At 73.8% G+C, this 20,701-nt stretch carries 12 protein-coding genes and 2 pseudogenes; 9 read left to right on the top strand and 5 right to left on the bottom strand.

Features of this window, described 5'->3' with window-relative positions:
* Positions 1-31 precede the first annotated feature (31 nt).
* From D6270_RS04130 to D6270_RS04110, 5 genes and pseudogenes are all read left to right on the top strand, one after another.
* Positions 32-625, top strand: a complete 594-nt coding sequence (locus D6270_RS04130; protein ID WP_109166685.1) for a DUF4240 domain-containing protein — start codon at positions 32-34, stop codon at positions 623-625.
* Between the two features lie 233 nt (positions 626-858).
* Positions 859-4,454 (top strand): annotated as a pseudogene (locus D6270_RS04125) (hydantoinase B/oxoprolinase family protein).
* Between the two features lie 105 nt (positions 4,455-4,559).
* Positions 4,560-6,085, top strand: a pseudogene (locus D6270_RS04120) (hypothetical protein).
* Between the two features lie 55 nt (positions 6,086-6,140).
* A complete protein-coding gene (locus D6270_RS04115; RefSeq protein ID WP_109166688.1) occupies positions 6,141-7,109 on the top strand; it encodes a hypothetical protein in 969 nt (322 codons plus the stop codon).
* A gap of 58 nt (positions 7,110-7,167) precedes the next feature.
* Positions 7,168-11,922 (top strand): hypothetical protein, encoded by a 4,755-nt coding sequence (locus tag D6270_RS04110; RefSeq protein WP_151414654.1) that lies wholly within the window; start codon positions 7,168-7,170, stop codon positions 11,920-11,922.
* A gap of 95 nt (positions 11,923-12,017) precedes the next feature.
* Here D6270_RS04110 and D6270_RS04105 read toward each other — a convergent pair whose 3' ends face one another.
* Complete coding sequence (locus tag D6270_RS04105; RefSeq protein WP_109166689.1) at positions 12,018-12,371, bottom strand: hypothetical protein; 354 nt, start codon at positions 12,369-12,371, stop codon at positions 12,018-12,020.
* Positions 12,372-12,999: 628 nt separating this feature from the next.
* On the opposite strand from D6270_RS04105, the gene D6270_RS04100 reads away from it, so the two are divergent.
* From D6270_RS04100 to D6270_RS04085, 4 genes are read left to right on the top strand one after another with little or no spacing between them, the layout of a single operon-like run.
* On the top strand, positions 13,000-15,963 hold the full coding sequence (locus D6270_RS04100) for a sensor histidine kinase (RefSeq protein WP_109166690.1): 2,964 nt from the start codon (positions 13,000-13,002) through the stop codon (positions 15,961-15,963).
* Positions 15,960-16,403 (top strand): roadblock/LC7 domain-containing protein, encoded by a 444-nt coding sequence (locus tag D6270_RS04095; RefSeq protein ID WP_015607287.1) that lies wholly within the window; start codon positions 15,960-15,962, stop codon positions 16,401-16,403. Before D6270_RS04100 ends, D6270_RS04095 begins: the two co-directional genes overlap by 4 nt.
* A 9-nt stretch (positions 16,404-16,412) precedes the next feature.
* Positions 16,413-16,895, top strand: coding sequence for a DUF742 domain-containing protein (locus tag D6270_RS04090; protein ID WP_109166691.1), 483 nt, complete (start codon positions 16,413-16,415; stop codon positions 16,893-16,895).
* Positions 16,876-17,484, top strand: coding sequence for a GTP-binding protein (locus D6270_RS04085; RefSeq protein ID WP_109166692.1), 609 nt, complete (start codon positions 16,876-16,878; stop codon positions 17,482-17,484). The genes D6270_RS04090 and D6270_RS04085 overlap by 20 nt, the downstream gene beginning before the upstream one ends.
* Before the next feature lie 134 nt (positions 17,485-17,618).
* Here D6270_RS04085 and D6270_RS04080 read toward each other — a convergent pair whose 3' ends face one another.
* From D6270_RS04080 to D6270_RS04065, 4 genes are all read right to left on the bottom strand, one after another.
* A complete protein-coding gene (locus tag D6270_RS04080) occupies positions 17,619-18,809 on the bottom strand; it encodes a lipid-transfer protein (RefSeq protein ID WP_109166693.1) in 1,191 nt (396 codons plus the stop codon).
* Positions 18,806-19,249 (bottom strand): Zn-ribbon domain-containing OB-fold protein, encoded by a 444-nt coding sequence (locus D6270_RS04075; RefSeq protein WP_109167593.1) that lies wholly within the window; start codon positions 19,247-19,249, stop codon positions 18,806-18,808. Before D6270_RS04075 ends, D6270_RS04080 begins: the two co-directional genes overlap by 4 nt.
* A gap of 124 nt (positions 19,250-19,373) precedes the next feature.
* Positions 19,374-19,721, bottom strand: a complete 348-nt coding sequence (locus D6270_RS04070) for an Mpo1-like protein (RefSeq protein ID WP_109166694.1) — start codon at positions 19,719-19,721, stop codon at positions 19,374-19,376.
* Between the two features lie 106 nt (positions 19,722-19,827).
* Entirely contained in the window at positions 19,828-20,670 is an 843-nt protein-coding gene (locus tag D6270_RS04065; protein ID WP_109166695.1) for a M15 family metallopeptidase, read from the bottom strand.
* Positions 20,671-20,701: the final 31 nt, after the last annotated feature.

The following is a 20,701-nucleotide window of genomic DNA, read 5'->3' as shown; positions in this document are numbered from 1 at the left end:
GTTGTCAGACCCCCCACCTACGCTTCCCACCATGGACATCAACGAGTGGTGGGGGCTCGTCGGACAGGCCCGAGAGGCCGCGGGGGACCGGGCGGACGACCGGGACCCGCCCGACGATCCGCTGCCGGGCGCGCTGACCGGTGTGCTCGCGGCCCTGGAGCCCGTGAGGATCGTCGACTTCGCCGTGACGGCGTACGAGGTGACCGCGTCGGCCTATCGGTGGCCCCTGTGGAACGCGGCGTACCTCATCGAGGGCGGCTGCGGTGACGACGGCTTCACGGACTTCCGCGACGGGCTCGTCCTGCTCGGGCGGGAGGTCTTCACCCGTGCGGTGGCCGACCCGGACTCGCTGGCGGGGCTGCCCGTGGTGGTCCGGATGAGCCGAGGGGAGAGCGGCTGGATCGGCTACGAGTCGCTGGCCGGGCAGGTCAAGGAGGCCTACGCCCGGGCCGGGGGCGCGGCCGACGGATTCCACGCGGCCGTGGAGGCGGCCGACCGGGGCCGAGCAGGCACCGGGGAGCCGGGCGGGGAGAACTGGGACGCGGAGGACGCCGACGCCGCGCGCCTCCACCTGCCCCGGCTGGCGGCACTTTTCCAGGACCAGGGGGTGTCCGGCGGATCCTGACCGGATCCGCGACGCCTGGCACTTCCCGGAGCTCTCGGCTTCGCCGGAGCAGGGCAGGCCCCATCCCTCGCAGCATTGCCGCAACGCCCGAACCACTCCGCGACGAGGAGGTTCCAGCGCCCTGCGACGCACCGCACCGGCCCCCGTGGCCTGTCCGGTCCTGATCCGCCGGACACCCCTCGGGGCCGTCGTCTCTCCCTGCGGGTCCGCTCCCGCCGGAAGAGAATGGCGTCATGACCGGACGCTGGGAGTTCTGGATCGACCGGGGCGGCACCTTCACCGACGTCGTGGGCCGCCGCCCCGACGGCCGGCTGGTCACCCGCAAGCTCCTCTCGCACGACCCCGGCCGCTACGACGACGCCGCCGTCGCCGGAATCCGGCTGCTCCTCGGCCTCCGCGACGGTGAGCCCGTGCCCGCCGACCGGGTCGCCGCCGTCCGGATGGGCACCACCGTCGCCACCAACGCCCTCCTGGAGCGGCGCGGCGAGCCGACCGTCCTGCTCGTCACCGAAGGGTTCCGGGACGCGCTGAGGATCGCCTACCAGAACCGCCCCCGCCTCTTCGACCGCCACATCGTCCTTCCGGAGGCCGTCCACGAGCGCGTGATCGAGGTCCCCGAACGTATCGACGCCGAAGGGCACACCGTACGAGCCCTGGAGCTCGACGCCGTACGCGAGCAGTTGCGCGCCGCCCGCGCCGACGGGCTGCGCAGCGCCGCCGTCGTCCTGATGCACGGCTACCGCCACCCCGCCCATGAGCGGGCCGTCGCCGAAGCGGCCCGCGAGGCCGGGTTCACCCAGGTCAGCACCTCCCACGAGGTCAGCCCGCTGATCAGGCTCGTCCCGCGCGGCGACACCACCGTCGTCGACGCCTACCTCTCACCCGTGCTGCGCCGGTACGTCGACGAGGTCGCCGCCCGGCTGGAGGGCATCCGGCTCCTCTTCATGCAGTCCAACGGAGGGCTGCGTGCAGCCGCCGCGTTCCGGGGCAAGGACGCCGTCCTCTCCGGCCCGGCAGGGGCGTCGTCGGCATGGTCCGTACGTCGCAACAGGCCGCACACGACCGTGTGATCGGCTTCGACATGGGCGGCACCTCCACCGATGTGTCGCACTACGCGGGCGAGTTCGAACGCGAACTCGGCACCCAGGTCGCCGGGGTGCGGATGCGCGCCCCGATGATGAGCATCCACACCGTCGCGGCGGGCGGCGGCTCCCTGCTCCACTTCGACGGCCGCCGCTACCGGGTCGGCCCCGACTCGGCGGGCGCTGAACCCGGCCCCGCCTGCTACCGCCGCGGCGGCCCCCTCACCGTCACCGACGCCAACGTCATGCTCGGCCGCATCCAGCCCGCCCATTTCCCCGCCGTCTTCGGCCCGGACGGCGACCTGCCGATCGACGCCGGCCTCGTACGGCAACGGTTCACGGAACTCGCCGACGAGATCGGGCGCGCCACCGGGGACCGGCCGGCCGAGGCCGAAGTGGCGGCGGGCTTCCTGGAGATCGCCGTGCTGAACATGGCCAACGCCGTGAAGAAGATCTCCGTGCAGCGCGGCCACGACATCACCCGCTACGCCCTCACCGGCTTCGGCGGCGCGGGCGGCCAGCACGTCTGCGCCGTCGCCGACGCGCTGGCCATCGACACCGTCCTCATACCCCCGCTCGCCGGGGTGCTCTCCGCGTACGGCATCGGCCTGGCCGACGCCACCGCGATGCGGGAGCAGTCGGTGGAGGCGGAACTCGACGAGACCGTACGGGAACGGGCCGACCGGCTCGGCGCGGAGCTGGCCGACCGGACCCGGGACGACCTGCGCGCCGACGGAGTGCCCGATTCCGCGATCACCGCGCGCGCCCGGATCCTGCTGCGGTACGCGGGGACGGACGCGGCGCTCGCCGTGGCGCCGGGCTCGGTGGCCGCGATGAGCGAGGAGTTCACCGCCGCCCACCGCACCCGCTTCGGCTTCACGATGGAGAAGCCGCTCGTCGTCGAGACCGTAGCGGTGGAGGCCACGGGGACCAGCGGGGAGCACGGCTCGCACCACCGGGACCCCGCACCCCGCGAAGGCGCGCTCCAGCCCCGTGACACCGTGACGATGTACGCCGAGGGCCGGGAGCGGCAGGTCCCCCTCTACCGCCGCGAGGACCTCCACCCCACCGACACCGTCCCCGGGCCCGCCGTCGTCGCCGAGGACGACGCCACCACCGTCGTCGACCCCGGCTGGCAGGCGGCGGGCAGCGACACCGGGCACCTGGTGCTCACCCGGGCCCGCCCCCGTCCGGAGCGGACGGCCGTCGGCACCCGCGTGGACCCGGTGATGCTGGAGGTCTTCAACAGCCTCTTCATGTCGATCGCCGAGCAGATGGGCGTCCGCCTGGAGAACACCGCCCACTCGGTCAACATCAAGGAGCGCCTCGACTTCTCCTGCGCCCTCTTCGACGCCGACGGCAACCTGATCGCCAACGCCCCGCACATCCCGGTCCACCTCGGCTCCATGGGGGAGTCCATCAAGGAGGTGCTCCGCCGCAACGAGGGCACCCTGCGCCCCGGCGACGTGTACGCCATCAACGACCCGTACCACGGGGGCACGCACCTGCCGGATGTCACCGTGGTGACCCCCGTGTTCGAGGCGGACCGGCTCCGCTTCCTGGTCGCCTCGCGCGGCCACCACGCCGAGATCGGCGGCACCACCCCCGGCTCCATGCCCGCTTTCAGCCGGACGATCCACGAGGAGGGCGTGCTCTTCGACAACTGGCTCCTCGTCCGCGACGGCCACCTCCGTGAGGCCGAGACCCGCGAACTGCTCACCTCCGCCCCGTACCCCTCCCGCTCCCCGGACACCAACCTCGCCGACCTCCGGGCGCAGATCGCCGCCAACGAGAAGGGCATCGCGGAACTCCGCCGCATGACCGACCAGTTCGGGGCCGATGTCGTGCAGGCCTACATGGGGCACGTGCAGGACAACGCCGAGGAGTCCGTACGCCGGATCGTCGCCCGGCTCCACGACGGCTGCTTCCGCTACGAGACCGACGCCGGGGCCGTCATCCAGGTGGCGCTCACCGTCGACCGCGACGCCCGCGGCGCCGTCCTCGACTTCACCGGCACCTCGCCGCAGCAGCCTGGCAACACCAACGCCCCCCGCTCGGTGGTGACGGCCGCAGTCCTCTACGTCTTCCGCACCCTCGTGGAGGAGGACATCCCGCTCAACAGCGGCTGTCTGAAGCCGCTGGACGTGCGGATTCCGGCAGGCTCGATGCTTGACCCCGCCTACCCGGCGGCGACCGTCGCGGGCAATGTGGAGACCTCCCAGGCCGTCACCGGAGCCCTGTACGGAGTGCTCGGCGGCCAGGCCGAGGGGTCCGGCACCATGAACAACCTCACCTTCGGCAACGACCGCGTCCAGTATTACGAGACGGTCGCCAGCGGCTCCGGCGCGGGCGACGGTTTCGAGGGCACCGACGCCGTGCAGACCCATATGACCAACTCCCGGCTCACCGACCCGGAGATCCTGGAGTGGCGGCTGCCCGTACTCCTGGAGAGCTTCGCGGTCCGGGAAGGCAGCGGGGGAGCGGGGCGGTGGCACGGCGGCGGGGGCGTGGAGCGCCGGATCCGCTTCCTGGAGCCGGTCACGGTGGCGCTGCTCTCCGGGCACCGCCGGGTCCCGCCGTACGGAGCGGAGGGCGGGGAGCCGGGGGCACTCGGCGAGCAGCACATCGAGCGGGCGGGCGGCGGCGTCGACCGGCTGGAGGGGTGCGACACCGCCGAACTGGCCGCCGGTGACGTGCTGGTGGTGCGGACGCCGGGCGGCGGTGGCTACGGGCCCGCGGGGGCGTGACCGGGGGCGCGCGGCGCCGCTCGGAAGCCGTGACACAGCCGCCCCGCACCGGTCGCATAAACGCCGTTTCGACCGTTGTCAGTGCGAGGACCTAATCTGTCCCTCGTGACTTCGCCTGCCGACACGGAAAACGCTGCGCCGCAGCTCAGCGCGGGGCCGAGGCCTGCCCGGGCCCGGCCGCCGACGAGGGGCTCTCGCGGCGGCTGCGCGCGCTGGCGTGCACGGCCCCGCTGCACGACCTCGATGTGCGCAAGGCGAATCTGGCCGGTGAGTACACGGTCTACGCCATGGCGGAGGTGGCTCTCGCGGCGATCGACCACGTCACGCTCAACATGGACTTCGACACCGGTGCCGACCACGACCAGATAGTGGCCAGGCTGCTGCCCCGCGTCGGCGCCCAGGCCCCCGACCGCCCGGTCGCCGAGCACGAACGGGTCGCCCGCTGGGTCCTGGAGAACCTGATCAACGTCGGCAGCGTAGACCGCGGCTTCCGCGCGGTCTACGGCACCTTCGGCCCCGACGGCGTCTACGTCCGCCGGGACTACGACTTCAAGCTGATCGAGGAGGTCCCCGGCTACGGCGGCACGGTCTACCTCCGCGCCACCGACGAAGCGGTCAACGTCCTCGTCGGCGCCCTGGACACCGATGTCACCAGCGCCCAGATCGCCGCCGAGGTCAAGCTGGAGGTCCTGATCAGCCGGGGCCGTCTCGCCGACGCCCAGCTCGCCGCCGAACAGGCCCGCTACCGGACCGTGCAGTACGCCGAGACGCTGCGCCGCACCCTGGAGGCCACCCGGCGCAACGTCCGCGCGGTCGACTGGCTCACCACCGTCCCGGACATGATCGCCGAAGCCCTGGACCATGTGGCCGACCGCTACCGCCACGAGAACGCGATCCTCACCAACATCCGCAAGGCGCGCGACGAGGCCGAGGACCCCGAGCGCAAGCGCCGGGCCGCCGAGCTGGTCGACATCGTCAAGGACTGCATCCGCCGCCACACCCAGCTCCAGTCCCGGCTGCTGGAGGCCGGGCCGCTCTTCCGCGCCGAGCAGGACCGGCAGGCGTTCGCCACCCCGACCGCCCACGCGGGCCTCGATCTGTACGGGCAGCTCCTCGCCCCGCTCCTCCCGCTCCCCGTCGAACAGTCCACCCGCGCCACCGACGCCTTCTTCACCCACGGCACCGGCCTGCGCACCCCCACCTCGGTCCGCGTCGGCGACCTCGTCGACATGCTGCTGACCCCGCCGCTGGAGCGGGAGCACCTCGGTATGGAGATGCCCGAGCCGGAGCTGATCGCCACGCCGGACGACAGCCGCTTCAGCGACGCCCAGCTGAGCAGCGCCATGGCCCTTCTCGACCTGGAGCACGACGCCCCGCGCAGACTCTCCGGGCTGCTCGCCGAGGCCCGCCGCAGCGACTCCGAGCTGCCCTACCTGGTCGCCCTGCTCGCCGTCCACGCGGCCAGCCCGCCGGTCGGCACCGCCTACCGCCAGGGCGAGCGCCGCCTGCTGTTCGCGGTGGACGACGGCACCGAGCTGGACGACCCCGAGTTCGGCGGCGCCGACCTCATCGTGGGCACCGCCCTGCTGGACGCCGCCGGAATGGCCGCGGACCGCAAGGAGGCCTCATGACCGGCCCCGTCCGTCCCGCGCACCCCCACCTGTCCCGTACCGAGGAGTCCCAGCCGTGAGCGACCACGACGCCGAGCACCCCGACGCGTGGACCGAGCCCTCCGCGTACGCCGCCTCCTCGACGACGTACGCGGGCTCCTCCACGGCGTACGCGGGCGACGCCACGCAGCCGCACACCGCCGAGCCCACCGGCCAGGGCTCCGTCACCCCGGCCGACGCCGCCGACGCCGCCCGGCTGGTCTCCTTCGGGCTCCAGCCCAAGCTGCTGCCCGCCCGTGACGCCGAATACGCCGACCTGCTCCGCCGCTACCGGGAGGAGAGCGCCTTCGCCCGGCTCGCCGACGCCGTCGCCACCGGGCTCGGCCTCATCGTCCTGGAGGTCTCCCCGCGCGCCGGGATGGCCGTCACGGCGGGCGAGGACTCCGTCTTCGCCGTCCGCATGGGCGACTACGCCCGCCGCGCCTCCTCCGACGCCGCCGACCGCTTCCTCCACGGCCTCGCCCATCTGGCCGTCGCCGCCCTCGCCTTCCCCCGCCCCGAGGACCTCGCCGACGACGCCTACATCGGCCGCATCACGGTCAACGGTGTCGACGCCTTCGTGCGCCAGGCCTGCCGGCGTCTCGAGGAGCGCGCCGAGGAGCAGGGCGACAACACCGACCCCGCCACCGACGCCCCCGGCCTCGAATCCGGCTGGCGCGTCTACGCCCGGCGCAGCTCCACCGGGGCCACCAAGGACGCCCGCCGCCTCGCCGGATCCACCACCGGCATCATCGGCAAGGCCGTCGCCTTCCTCACCGAATCCGGCTTCCTCCAGCGCACCGGCGACGACGCGGGCGGCGCCTACCGCACCACCGCCCGCTACCAGCTCCAGGTCCGCGACATGGCGGGCAGCGCCGCCATGGCCGAGCTGCTGGAGCTGGGGGTCGTCCCCGTCACCGACGGCTCCGCCACCCTGCTGCCGCCGTCCGACCCCGACGACCTGGAGCTGGCCGCCGACGCGGGCCTGCCCTTCCACTCCTCCTGACCCCGCCCGCACCGCCCAGCACCACCACCGCTTCTCCGAACGACGAGAGTCCGCCGCCATGTACGAGTTGTCCCGGGTCCGCCTCTACTCCATCGGGCCTGCCGGTGCGCGCTACGCCGACACCGTCCTCGACCTGCGCGGCGTCGGTGAGCCCGTCCCCGACCCGGCGCCCGCCCAGGCGGAGTTCTTCGAGGAAGAGCCGGTCGGACCGCCGCGCCGCCCCGCCCCGGCGGGCGTGCTCTTCCTGGAGAACGGCGGCGGCAAGTCCGTCCTGCTCAAGCTGATCTTCTCGGTGATGCTCCCGGGCCACCGCAACACCCTCGGCGGCGCCAGCTCCGGCGTGCTCCGCAAGTTCCTGCTCGCCGACGACTGCGGCCATGTCGCCCTGGAGTGGCAGCACACGCTGACCGGTGAGTGCGTCGTGGTGGGCAAGGTCAGCGAGTGGCGGGGGCGGCAGGTCTCCAACGACCCGCGGAAGTTCGCGGAGGCGTGGTACTCGTTCCGGCCCGGGCCCGGGCTCAGCCTGGACAGCCTGCCCGTCGCGGAGGCCACCGCCGTCGGCCGCCCGGCCGATGGGGTCTCCGGAGCCCGTGGCAGGCGCCGCACCATGAAGGGGTTCCGCGACGCCCTGGTGGACGCGGGCAAGTTCTACCAGCACCTCGACGTCCACTGGGAAGAGATCCACGACCGCTGGAACGAACACCTCGGCGACCTCGGACTCGACCCCGAACTCTTCCGCTACCAGCGCGAGATGAACGCCGACGAGGGTGAGGCCGCCGGGCTCTTCGCGGTCAAGAAGGACTCCGACTTCACCGACCTGCTGCTCCGCGCCGTCACCGACACCCGCGACACCGACGGACTGGCCGACCTGGTCAGCGGCTTCGGCAACAAGCTGGGCCGCCGCGCCGAGCTGACCGCCGAACGCGACTTCACCGCGGGCTCGGTGGAGCTGCTCAACCGGATCGTCGAGGCCACCGGGATCCGCGCCCGCACCCGCGACATCCACGCCGCCGCCGAGCGCCGCACCCGCACCCTGGCCCGCCGGCTGAGCGCCCGCGCCGCCGAGGAGCGCGGCCGCACCGCCGAGCTGGCCGAGCGGGTCACCGCCGCCGCCCACACCGTCACCGAGGCCGAGTCCACTCGAGGTCACCGCTCCCTCATCGCCGCCGAACTCGCCTACCGCCACGCCTCCCTGGCCTTGGCCGGAGCCGAGAAGAGCGCCGCCGCCGGACGCAAGGAGCTGGCCGAGGCCCGCACCCTGCACGCCGCCTGGCAGGCCGCCGAAGCCGTCCTGCGCCACCGCGCCGCCGCCGACCGCTCCGCCCGGGTCGCCGTCGCCATCCGCGAGGCCGAGCGCGACGCCGCCCCCGCCCTCGCCGCCCGCGCCACCGCCGCCGCCGACCTCGTACGGGCGCTGCACACGGCGGCCGAGGACGGCGAGCGCGTCGCCAACGAGCAGGAGGAGCGCTCCGACACCCTCCAGGACACCGGCGAGCGCGCCCACCGCGACGCCACCGTCGCCGCCACCGAGGCCCAGCGCGCCCGCAGCGAGGCCGGCCATCTGCGCCAGCGCCTCGCCGAGGTGGAGCAGGAGACCACCGAGGCGGTCCAGGCCGGCTGGCTGGACAACACCGAGCCCGACGCCGACCCGGCCCGCGCCGCTCTGGCCGCCAGCGACGCCGAACAGTCCGCCGTCGCCGCCTGGGACACCGCCCGCGAGGCCGCCCGCACCGCCGCCGACCACGCCCGTGAGGCGGCGGCCGCCGAGAGCCGCGCCGAGCTGGCCGCCGCGCGTGCCGCCGATGGAGCCAAGGCGGCGGAGCAGGGTCACGAGGACGAGCTGAGGGCCGCCGAGTCCATCGCGGCCGACCCGCGCCTCGCCGACCTGCTCGGCCTGCCCTCCGGCACCGGCGTCCCGCACCCCCGCCGGGGGGCGGCCGGGGAGACGGCGGGCGGGGCACAGCGGGACACTGCCCGCACCGGCCCCCAGGGCGACGGCACCGCCACCGAGACCGCCCCGGAGGGGGCGGTCGCCCTCGCCGACCAGCCCGGCTCGGCCCATCAGCCGCTCACCGCCAAGGAGTTCGACCGCAGCGCCGACGAGCTGCGCGACCTCCTCGACCAGTCCGTCACCGCCGCCGAGCGCCGCCTCTTCGACCTGCGCACCGCGGCGGCCGACGACTCCCGCATCCTCGGCGCCCTCGGCGAGGGCGGGCTGCTGCCGCCCGGCCCCGACGTCCTGGCGACCGTGGAGTATCTGGGCGAGCACGGCATCCCCGCCCTGCCCGGCTGGCGCTATCTCGCCCAGGCCGTCGACCCGGCCGACCACGCCGCCGTCCTCGCCGCCCGCCCGGAGCTGGTCGACGGCGTTGTCATCACCGACCCCGACGCCCACACCCGCGCCCGCGAAGTCCTCGGCAGCGCGGCCCTGCTGCCCCGCTCGGCCGTCGCCGTCGGTACCGCGGCCGCCCTCCTTGCCCCCGTCCCGGACCCGGCCACCGGCTCCGACGCCCAGCACGACGGTGTCTTCCTGGTCCCGCCGAACCCGGCCATGCACGACGAGCACGCCGCCGACGAGGAGCGCCACGCCCTGCGCTCCCGCGCCGCCGCCCGGGACGAGGACATCCGCGCGCTCGCCGCCCGCCTCTCGGGCGACCGTGCCCTCGCCTCCCGCATCGCCTCCTGGCGCGCCGACTGCCCGCCCGGCATGCTCGCCGAGCTGGCCGAGGCCGCCGCCACCGCCCGTACGGTCGCCGAGAGCGCCGAAGCCGCCCTCGCCGAGGCCCGCACCGCCCTCGCCGAGGCCGACGAGGCCGCCGCCGAGACCGCCCGGGTCCGCGAGGAGAGCCAGGAAGCCGCCCAGCGCGCCCGCCGGGTCGCCGACGCGCTGGCCGGGCTCGCCCACCGGCTGCGGGAGCGGGCCCGCTGGCAGGTCCGGCTGCGCGAACTGGTCGACGAGGCCGCCGAGTCCGAGGCCCGCGCCGCCGTCTGCCTCGACCTGGCCCGCTCCGCCGACGAGGACCGCCGGGCCGCCCAGCGCGCCGGGGACGACGCCCGCCGCACCGCCCGCGCCCTGCGCGCCGAGCGCGCGGAGATCGCCGGAGCCCCGGAGGTCCTCCCGGAGCCCGACGGGACCAAGCCCCGCACCGCGCTGCCCACCCTGCGCGAGGCCTACCGGGCCGCCTCCCAGCTGTACGAGAAGGTCGGCGTCGGCGCCGACCTGCGCGCCGAACAGGCCCGCGCCGAGAGCGATGAGAGCGCTGCCCTCGCCGAGCTGGACCGCCTCACCAACAAGGTCCGCACCCGCGCCGCCCAGCTCCTCGAAGGCACCGACGGAGCCGACGGACCCTCCCGCCAGGCAGCGGCGGCCCGCGCCGAATCCCACGTACAGCTGCTGGAGACCCGGGCCTCCACCGCCAGCGAGCAGCTGGGCCGGTTCCGTGGCGAGGCCGAGCGGCTCGCCCCCGACGACGAGCGACCGCACCACACCGAGCTGCCCGAGGAGCTGGTCCCGGCCGACGCCGAGCAGGCCCAGGCGTTCCTGCGCACGGCCACCGGTGAACTGGCCGCCGCCACCGCCGCGTTGGACACCGCCCGCGCCGCCCACAGCGAGCTTCTCCACGCCCACCGCACCGCCGAGGACTCGGCGGGCGGCTTCGACGAGACAGCGGCCCTCCTGCGCGACCTGCTCCGCGACCACGGTACGGAGGACGGCACCGAAGGCCCCGATCCGTACCCCGGCACCTTGGAGGAGGCCCGCCGGTCCGCCGCCGAGGCCCGCCGCTCCCTGCGCGGCTGCTCCACCGACCTCTCGGCCGCCGAGAGCGCCGTGCGGGAGGCGAGCGACATCCTCGTACGGCACGCCAACTCCACCCGCTACGAGCAGGTCCGCACCCCCGCCCGCCAGCAGATCCGCGAACTGCCCGCGTCCGCGCTGCCCGAGCACGCCCAGAAGTGGGCCGACGCCTTCGCGCCCCGGCTGCGCGTCCTGACCGACGAGCTGGTCCAGCTGGAGCGCAACCGCGACTCCATCGTCGACCGGCTGCGCGGCCTGGTCGAGTCGGCGCTCGCCACGCTCCGCTCGGCGCAGCGGCTCTCCCAGCTCCCCGAGGGGCTGGGGGAGTGGTCGGGGCAGGAGTTCCTCCGGATCCGCTTCGAGGAGCCCGACCAGGCGACTCTCACCGAACGTCTCGGCGAGGTCATCGACGAGGCGACGCACGCCGCCCTCAAGAAGAACTCCGACCTGCGCCGGGACGGCATGTCCCTGCTGCTGCGGGGTGTCGAGGCGGCGCTGCGACCCAAGGGCATCGCGGTGGAGATCCTCAAACCGGACGCCGTGCTCCGCGCCGAGCGGGTCCCGGTCGGACAGATGGGCGACGTCTTCTCCGGCGGCCAGCTCCTCACCGCCGCCATCGCCCTCTACTGCACGATGGCGGCGCTGCGCAGCAACGACCGGGGCCGCGACCGCCACCGGCACGCGGGCACCCTGTTCCTGGACAACCCGATCGGGCGGGCCAACGCCACGTATCTGCTGGAGCTCCAGCGCGCGGTCTCCGACGCGCTCGGCGTGCAGCTGCTCTACACGACCGGCCTCTTCGACACGACCGCGCTCGCCGAATTCCCCCTCGTCATCCGGCTGCGCAACGACGCGGACCTGAGGGCCGGGCTGAAATACATCAGCGTGGAGGAGCACCTGCGCCCCGGGCTGCCGCAGCAGGACCCGGAGGGCGAGACGGTCCACGGCGAGATCACGGCGACCCGCATGTTCAAGCGGAGCACCCAGCAGACCGCGGAGCCGCAGCCGGAGGCTTGACCCCCGGCTCCTGCGGGCCCGATGAGACATTCAGGCCCGCAGGCAGGCCTCACGCCGGGAGAGGTACGAGAGAGAGGGGCCCGCAGGCCGCGCCCTCACGCCCGGGAGAGATCGCCGGCGCTCCGGCGGCCGCGTATCCTGCCGCCCGCCTCGTCCCGCTCGGCCGCCCGCGCCGCCCGCTGGGCCCGCCGCCGCTCCCGGCGCATCTGCCGGGCGGTGCTGCTCGGCTCGGACACCACGCCGTACCGCTGGTTCCACACCTGCCGGGTGACCCAGACGTCCAGCACCGCCCAGGTGGCGACCACCGTGCTCGCCACACTGCTGAGCACCATCGGGAAGGCCAGCCAGGAGCCGGTCAACGTGCTCAGGAAGGCGACCATCGCCTGGATGATCGTCAGCGACATGACGAGAACGGCCCGCACCGCGGCCGTCCGCACCGCGTCGGGCATCCGCCGCTTCCTGGCCGGCTCCTCCACCCACAACTGCCGCGGAACCCGCGCCCCGTCCGCGGCGCCCGCTCTCGCGGTGCCGACCGGTGCTCCGGCGCTCCCGCGCTCCTGCGTGCTCAAGGTCCTTCAACTCCCCACCACTGTCCGACTCCAGGGTGGCTGCCCGGCTCGCGCCGGTTCTACGCTGGCGGATGGACTCCGTACCGCCGCGCACGCCCCCGCCCTGCGTCTACCCCGTACATATGGACGAACCACCCGCTCCGAAGATTCCCGCTGAAAGCGGCCTCTCGGCCCCAGAACGCTATGGATCGAATAATTCCAGCCAACTGATCCGGGCTCGAACTCAAGGGATCGGTGGGGATCCTCTGTCGCTTTCGCGAATTTCATCTCCGGGAATACCGGGACAACTCATGATCAAAGCCTGGCCGGACGGCCGAAAATCATCCGGACGTGCCTTCGAGTTGTCTCGGTGTCAGTAGTAGGCTCGCGCCGTTTATTGACGCAGGACGGACCCTCGCCCCCGATGGTCCGATGCGCGCCGGTGTACGGACGGCGAACGTCGGGGCAGGGCCGAGGGACGACCGGGAGAAGACCACCCCCGCGGTGCGGGGCCGATCTGGGGGAGGCCATGCGCTTTCGCGGGAAGTCCATCCGCAGGAAGATCGTGGCGTTGCTGCTGGTGCCGCTCGTCTCCCTCACGGGCCTCTGGGTCCTCGCCACCTACGTCACCGGCCGCCAGGCGAGCGAGCTGATGAGCGTCAGCACCACCGTCGACAAGGTCGCCGGCCCCCTGGAGGAAGCGGTCCGGGTCGTCCAGGCCGAACGACGCCAGACCCTGGTCTTCCTGGCCGACCCCCGCGCCTCCGACGCCCTGCCGCTCCTGCTGAGCCAACGCGCCGACACCGACCGGATCGTGGCGCAGGTCAGGGACAGCGCCCGGCAGAACGACGTCCGCGAGGCACTCGACACCGAGGCCCGCACCCGTCTCGACGCGATCCTGAGCGCCGTCGACGGCCTGGGCTCCCTGCGCGAATCGGTCGAGAAGCGCACCATCGGCCGGGCGAAGGCGCTGGACTTCTACAACGGCCTCGTCGACCCCGCGTACCGCTTCCTCAACGGTCTCCACACCACGGAGAACGGGTCGATGGACAAGCAGATGCGGGCGCTGGTCGGGATATCCCGGGCCCGCGAGATGCTGTCGCGCGAGGACGCGCTGGTCGCATCGGGCCTCATCGCGGGCCGCTTCACCACCGCCGAACTCCGCCAGATATCCGGACTGGTGGCCCAGCGCCGGCTCCTCTACGACATCAGTCTCGAAAACCTCCCCGCCACCGAACGCCGCCGCGTGGAGCAGTTCTGGAGCAGCCCGGACGCCGAACCGCTGCGCACCGCCGAGGACACCCTGATCGCCGCCGGGCCCACCAAGCGCCCCGGCGCCGTCGACACCGAGCGCTGGCAGCAGGCGGCCCCGCCCGTCCTCGACCGGCTGGCCGACGACTCCACGGAGATGGGCGACCGCTTCCAGGACCGCGCGGAACCGGTCGGCCACCGGGTCCTCGCCCAGGCCGGTATAGCCGGGGTCCTCGGCTTCCTGGCCCTGATCGTCTCGATCTTCGTCTCCGTACGCATCGGCCGCGAGCTCGTCCGCGACCTCTCCCGGCTCCGCAAGGACGCCCACGAGGTCTCCGGGGTACGCCTCCCGAGCGTCATGCGCAGGCTGGCCGCGGGCGAACAGGTCGACGTCGAGACCGAGGCCCCGCACCTCACCTACGAGCGCGACGAGATCGGCCAGGTCGGCCAGGCGCTCAACACCCTCCAGCGCGCCGCCGTCGAGGCCGCGGTCAAGCAGGCGGACATGCGGCGCGGCGTCTCCGAGGTCTTCGTCAACCTCGCCCGCCGCAACCAGGTCCTCCTCCACCGCCAGCTGACGCTCCTGGACACCATGGAGCGCCGCACCGAGAACAGCGACGAGCTGGCCGACCTGTTCCGCCTGGACCACCTCACCACCCGGATGCGGCGCCATGCCGAAGGGCTCGTGATCCTCTCCGGTGCCGCCCCTTCCCGCCAGTGGCGCAAGCCCATCCAGCTCATGGACGTGGTGCGGGCCGCCGTCGCCGAGGTCGAGGACTACGAACGCATCGAGGTCCGGCGGCTGCCCCGGATCGGCGTGGGCGGCCCCGCCGTCGCCGACCTCACCCACCTCATCGCCGAACTCCTGGAGAACGCCACCGTCTTCTCACCCCCGCACACCGCGGTCCAGGTGCACGGCGAACGCGTCTCCAACGGCTTCACCCTCGAAATCCACGACCGCGGCCTCGGCATGCCCCCCGAGGTCCTCCTCGACGCCAACCTGAGGCTCGCCGAGACCCCCGACTTCGAGCTCTCCGACACCGACCGCCTCGGCCTCTTCGTGGTCAGCCGGCTCGCCCAGCGCCAGAACGTCCGGGTCTCCCTGCAGAAATCGCCGTACGGAGGCACCACGGCGGTCGTGTTCATCCCGGCCGCCCTCCTCACCGACGCCCCGGACACCCACGGCACCGGCTTCCGCCTCGACCGCCGCGCCGAGCGGGCGATCGGCAGCGGCCGCACCGACGGCGACGCCCCGCCCGCGGGCAACACCCCCGGAGGCGACCGCCGGGTCAACGGCCGCTCCGCCGTCCTCTCCCCGGTCCCCACCGGGCTCACCGGACCGGCGGTCCTCGACGGCCCGGTCGAGCTGGAGGGCCCGGTCGGCCCCCTGGACCTGGCCGGCGACCCGCTGGACCGCGCCTCGGACCCGGCCCTCGATCCGGCCCTGGGTCCCGTACTCGACGGCGTATCCGACCTGGAAGACACCGAGAGCGAGCGCGGCGGCATCTTCCGCGCCCGCGACCTGCGCCGCGACGACGGCCGGGACCCGCGCGGTGACGACGGCCGGGACCGGCGCCGGGCGGACGACGGCAAGGCGCGCCGGGGCGACGCCGGTGACGCCCACCGGGCCACCGACCGTGAACAGCACCAGCAGGCCCGCGACCACGGCGAGGGCCTCACCGCCGACGTCCGCCCGATGCGCCCGGCACCGCTGCCGCGCCGTACACCGCCGACCCTGGTCACCGACCGGGGCCGCCGCGTGGACGACCGGGACCCGGAGGCCGCCACCGCCGCCGAGCCGCCCACGACCGCACCCCGCACCCCGACCGGCCCGGTCGCGCACACCACCCCCTGGGCCGCCCGCGCCGCACACCGCAGGCCCGCCCCGCTCAGCACCACCGAACCACCCCGCACCCCTGAACCACCCCGCACCACCGAGGCGCGCCCCGAGAGCCCTCAGGCGCCGGCCGCCCCCGACACCGTGGGCGGTCTGCCCCGGCGGGTCCGGCAGGCCAGCCTCGCCCACCAGCTCCGCGAGGAGTCCGCCGACCGGGCTCCGCACCGGGCGCCCGCCGACAAGGTCGACGACTACGACCGGGACGCGGACGAAGTACGCAACCGCATGGCCTCACTCCAGCGCGGCTGGCAGCGCGGTCGTCGGCAGAACGCCGAGGACGCACACGACGCTGCCGGCCCCGAGGGAACAGCACCAGGAACCACTCCGGGAGGGGACGGTCGATGACCGCACCGAACGCCGCAGCACCCAACCCCGCACGCCACGGCTCGGGCGAGCTCAACTGGCTGCTTGACGAACTCGTCCAGCGCGTCGCCAGCATCCGCAAGGCGCTGGTGCTCTCCAGCGACGGGCTCGCCACCGGCACCTCACAGGACCTGACCCGGGAGGACAGCGAGCATCTGGCCGCCGTCGCCTCCGGGTTCCACAGCCTCGCCAAGGGCGTGGGACGCCACTTCGACGCCGGCCGGGTGCGCCAGACCGTCGTCGAGCTGGATGAGGCGTTCCTCTTCGTGACGGCGGCCGGGGACGGCAGCTGTCTCGCCGTCCTGGCCGACGCGGACTCCGACGTGGGCCAGGTGGCGTACGAGATGACGCTGATGGTCAAGCGCGTGGGGGCCCACCTGGCCAACGCCCCACGGACGACCGGTCTGCCCGCCGGAGGGTGAGGGCCGGGCATGAGCGCTGACTCCCCCCGGGGCACGAACCCCGGACCCACGGACCCCGGATCCGCAGGACCCGGGGTCACCGGCCCCGGATCCCCGGACGCGACCGCAGACCCCCAGTCCTCGCGGTGGTACGACGCGGAGGCCGGGCCGGTGGTCCGCCCGTACGCCATGACCCGGGGGCGCACCAGCAGCGCCTCCCGGCACCGGCTGGACCTGATCGCCCTCGTCGTGCCCGAACCGGCCGCCGAGGACCCCGGCCGGGACCAGACGCTCGCGCCCGAACACGTCACGATCGTCGAACTCTGCAGCGACATGCCCCAGTCGATCGCCGAGCTCGCCGCCGAACTCGATCTCCCGGTAGGGGTGGTACGGGTCCTGGTCGGCGATCTCGTCGAGGACGAGCTGGTGCACGTCACCCGTCCCGTTCCGCCGGCCGAGCTGCCGGACGTGAACATTCTTCGCGAGGTAATCAATGGCCTTCGGGCGCTCTAGCCGCGCCAAGCAGCGGCCCGTCGAGCCCGTCACCCTGAAGATCCTGGTGGCGGGAGGGTTCGGCGTCGGCAAGACGACCGCGGTCGGCGCGGTCAGCGAGATCAGACCGCTGCGTACCGAGGAGCGCCTGAGCGAGGCGGGCCGCCCGGTGGACGATCTGGAGGGGGTCGAGTCCAAGACCACCACCACGGTCGCCATGGACTTCGGCCGGATCACGCTCCGCGAGGACCTGGTCCTCTACCTCTTCGGCACACCGGGCCAGGACCGCTTCTGGTTCCTCTGGGACGAGCTGGCGCAGGGCGCCCTGGGCGCGGTCGTCCTCGCCGACACCCGGCGTCTGGAGGACTGCTTCGCCGCGGTCGACTACTTCGAACGCCGCCGGATCCCGTTCGCGGTGGCCGTCAACTGCTTCGAGGACGCGGGGAAGTTCCCCGCCGAGACGGTGCGGGCCGCGCTCGATCTCGACCCCGAGGTCGCGGTGCTGCTGTGCGACGCACGGGACCGGTCCTCGGTACGTGACGTCCTGGTCGCGGTGGTCGAACACGCCCTGGAGCGTGCGGCGCGGGACCGCCAGCCCGTCGCCACCTGACGGCCGACAGCTCTACGCACACGGCCCGTACCCCCGCCGACAGGGGTACGGGCCGCATGGCGTCCGGCGGGCCCGGGCTGTGAGTGTTCTGCCGCTGTGACGAACCGTCAAGTCAAGTGCGGGCAAAGGTGTTCTCACCGGGCCGCGATCACCGCCGAACCGTGCCCGAACAGCCCCTGGTTGGCCGTGATGCCCACCCGCGCCCCCGGTATCTGCCGGTCCCCGGCCAGACCGCGCAACTGCCAGGTCAGCTCGCACACCTGGGCGATCGCCTGGGCGGGAACGGCCTCGCCGAACGAGGCGAGCCCCCCGCTCGCATTGACCGGGATCCGGCCGCCCAGCGCGGTGACCCCCTCCCGCACCAGCTGCGCGCCCTCACCGGGACCGCAGAGCCCGATGTCCTCATACCACTCCAACTCCAGCGCGGTGGACAGGTCGTAGACCTCCGCCAGCGACAGATCCTCCGGCCCGGTCCCCGCCTCCTCGTACGCCGCCCGGGCGATCGAGGACCGGAAGGTCTCCGGCGACGGCTCCACGGCCACCGCCGAGTCGGTGCCGATGTCCGGCAGATCGAGAACGGTCCTCGGGAACGTCGGCGTCACGGTGGAGACGGCCCGGATCCGCACCGGATCGGTCACCCCCCGCCGCCGCGCGAACTCCATGCTGCACAGCACCAGCGCGGCGCCCCCGTCGGAGGTGGCGCAGATGTCCAGCAGCCGCAGCGGATCGGCGACGACCGCCGAGGCGGCGACGTCCTGAGCGGTCACCGGAGTCCGGTAGCGGGCGTACTCGTTGAGCGCCCCCGCCGCCGCGTTCTTCACCTTGACCAGCGCGAAGTCCTCCGGCGTATCCCCGTACAGCGCCATCCGGCGGCGGGCGTACAGCCCGAAGTAGGCCGGGTTCGTCGCCCCGAGCACCCGGAAGCGCAGCCAGTCCGGGTCGTCCGGCCGCTCCCCGCCCGCCGGGGCGAAGAACCCTTTGGGCGCCGCGTCGGCCCCCACCACCAGGACCACGTCCGCCATCCCCGCCAGGATCTGGGCGCGCGCGGTGTCGATCGCCTGCGCCCCCGACGCACACGCGGCGTACACGGAGGTGACCCGCGCCCCCTGCCACCCCAGCGCCCGGGCGAACGTCGCCCCGGCCACGTACCCCGGATAGCCGCCCCGGACGGTCTGCGCGCCGACCACCGACCCGACCTCGGGCCACCCGATGCCCGCGTCGGCGAGAGCGGCGCGCGCGGCGACCCGCCCGTACGTGACGAAGCCGCGCCCCCACTTGCCCCACGGATGCATCCCGGCCCCGAGGACGGCCACGTCCCCGGTCACGACAGGGAGCCCTGCACCGCGACGGGCCGCCAGTTCCACGTCGTGTGTACGGCGTCGGCCGCCGGGTCCTCGTCCAGGACACCCGGCACCACCTCCACCACCGAGCCCACCGGCAGATCCTCCACGCCCACCCCGGGCGCCGCCTGCCCCAGCACCACCACGCGCTCGGCCGCCAGCTCCACGGCGACCAGGGTGTACGGCGTCCAGGGCACCGCGGGATCGCTGACGTACGGGGGAGGGGGCCGGTGGCGTCCGTCGGTGCAGGACCAGACGGTGCCCCGCTTCGACAGCGGCACCTCCTCCAACTCCCCGCCCGTGCAGCGAGGATTGCGGCAGTGGCCGTCCTCGCGGGGGAAGTGGACCGACCGGCAGCCGGAACAGCGGGTGCCCAGCAGCCGGAAATCCTCCTCCGCGGTGTCCTCGGTGAACCAACCGGCCACCACGGGTATGCGCGTACGCGGCAAAGCCCCTCCCAGGCACTGGATCTGATGGAACGTCAGAAGTGTGCCACGGGCGGCGGTCCGGGGCGAGAGGAGCGGCCACGGCAGCCGCTCCGCACCCGGCTCAGCCGTTCTCGGCCAGCCACTTCGCCGCGGTCTCCGCCAGCTCGGCGTCCCGGCCCGCGAGCATCATCCCGATCATCTGCGCGTCCCCGCGCAGCGACCACGCCGGATGCCCGAACGTCGCCGGGTTGTTCTTCTCGATCAGGAAGTGCGCGGGCCAGGCCGTGCCGTACCCGATCAGCGGCAGCGCCGCCAGATACCGCTTCCGCCCCCGCGCCAGCCCGTAGGCGGTGATCGCCAGGCCGGTGAGCGTGCCGGTCAGATGCACCCAGCGGGTGGCGGCACGGGAGTGCATCGCGACGTAGTAGGGCCAGAATTCCTCGTACGTATCGAACCTCTGCTGTGACATACGGGCACCGTAGTCGCCCGATCGGCAACCGAACACGCCCCTTCCGCGTCCGAAATGAAGAACGGGCGGCCGGAGCCCACGGGGGTGGTCCCGGTCGCCCGTTCCCTCAGAGCCTGCCGACCGACCGGCGGTCCACCGGGAAGTCGAAGTAGGTGTCCGGGAACAGCTCGGGCCCGTGGGTGAAGTGCCACCACTCCTCGGGCAGGTTCCCGAACCCCACCTCGGTCAGAGTCCGTTTCAGGAACTGCCGGTTGGCGCGCTGCACGCCCTGGATCCGGGGATCGTCGGTGTGCGACAGGGTGTCGAAGCAGTCGTAACCGGTGCCCATGTCGACCGAGTTGTCGGGGAACCGCTCACCCTTCGGCGCGAAGCAGGGCGTCAGCCGCTCGCCCGGACGGTACGGCCTGGTCGGCGCGGCCGGCAGCCGGACCAGCGTCAGGTCCACCGTGCTGCCCCTGCTGTGCCCTGACTTCTCCGCGATGTAACCGTCCTCGAACAACCGGCCCTTGTCGACCAGCGGATAGAACTCCCCCTTCATGGACCGGTCGCCGAGATCCTTCGCCCAGCGCACGAAGTGGTCCACCGCCCGCTGCGGCCGGTAACAGTCGTACACCTTCAGCGAGTACCCCTGGCGCAGCAGCCGCTGCTGCGCCAGACGCAGCGCACGGGCGGCGGGCCGGGTCAGGATGCAGACCGGCTGCCGGTAGCCGTCGACGCGCTCACCGAGGAAGGTGTGCGCCGTGGTGTAGCGCATCTCCTGGATGATCGTCGGATCCACCGAACGCAGCGCCACGAACCCGTCAGGCGCCTTCGGTTCGGAGCGGGCGTCTGCCGCAGCCGATCCGGGCCGGGCCTGAGCCGGCGCGGGGGAGACGCCCGCGGTGGCGAGCAGAGCGGTGGCGGCGGCAACGGTGGCCAGGGCGCGGAGAGCGGTACGCATTCCTGTCATGGGCACACCGTCTATCAGCTTCGCCGCCCCC

This window comes from Streptomyces griseus subsp. griseus (assembly GCF_003610995.1).
Classification (GTDB): Bacteria; Actinomycetota; Actinomycetes; order Streptomycetales; family Streptomycetaceae; genus Streptomyces.
The sequence above is the reverse complement of the archived record's forward strand: the minus strand, read 5'-3'. Positions and strand labels throughout refer to the sequence as shown.

What these genes read in the sequence shown, in the direction of transcription:
- D6270_RS04130 (WP_109166685.1), top strand. Translation starts at nt 32, where the DNA reads ATGGACATCAACGAGTGGTGGGGGCTCGTCGGACAGGCCCGAGAGGCC.
- D6270_RS04110 (WP_151414654.1), top strand. Translation starts at nt 7,168, where the DNA reads ATGTACGAGTTGTCCCGGGTCCGCCTCTACTCCATCGGGCCTGCCGGT.
- D6270_RS04105 (WP_109166689.1), bottom strand. Translation starts at nt 12,371, where the DNA reads ATGCCCGACGCGGTGCGGACGGCCGCGGTGCGGGCCGTTCTCGTCATG.
- D6270_RS04100 (WP_109166690.1), top strand. Translation starts at nt 13,000, where the DNA reads ATGCGCTTTCGCGGGAAGTCCATCCGCAGGAAGATCGTGGCGTTGCTG.
- D6270_RS04095 (WP_015607287.1), top strand. Translation starts at nt 15,960, where the DNA reads ATGACCGCACCGAACGCCGCAGCACCCAACCCCGCACGCCACGGCTCG.
- D6270_RS04090 (WP_109166691.1), top strand. Translation starts at nt 16,413, where the DNA reads ATGAGCGCTGACTCCCCCCGGGGCACGAACCCCGGACCCACGGACCCC.
- D6270_RS04085 (WP_109166692.1), top strand. Translation starts at nt 16,876, where the DNA reads ATGGCCTTCGGGCGCTCTAGCCGCGCCAAGCAGCGGCCCGTCGAGCCC.
- D6270_RS04070 (WP_109166694.1), bottom strand. Translation starts at nt 19,721, where the DNA reads ATGTCACAGCAGAGGTTCGATACGTACGAGGAATTCTGGCCCTACTAC.
- D6270_RS04065 (WP_109166695.1), bottom strand. Translation starts at nt 20,670, where the DNA reads ATGACAGGAATGCGTACCGCTCTCCGCGCCCTGGCCACCGTTGCCGCC.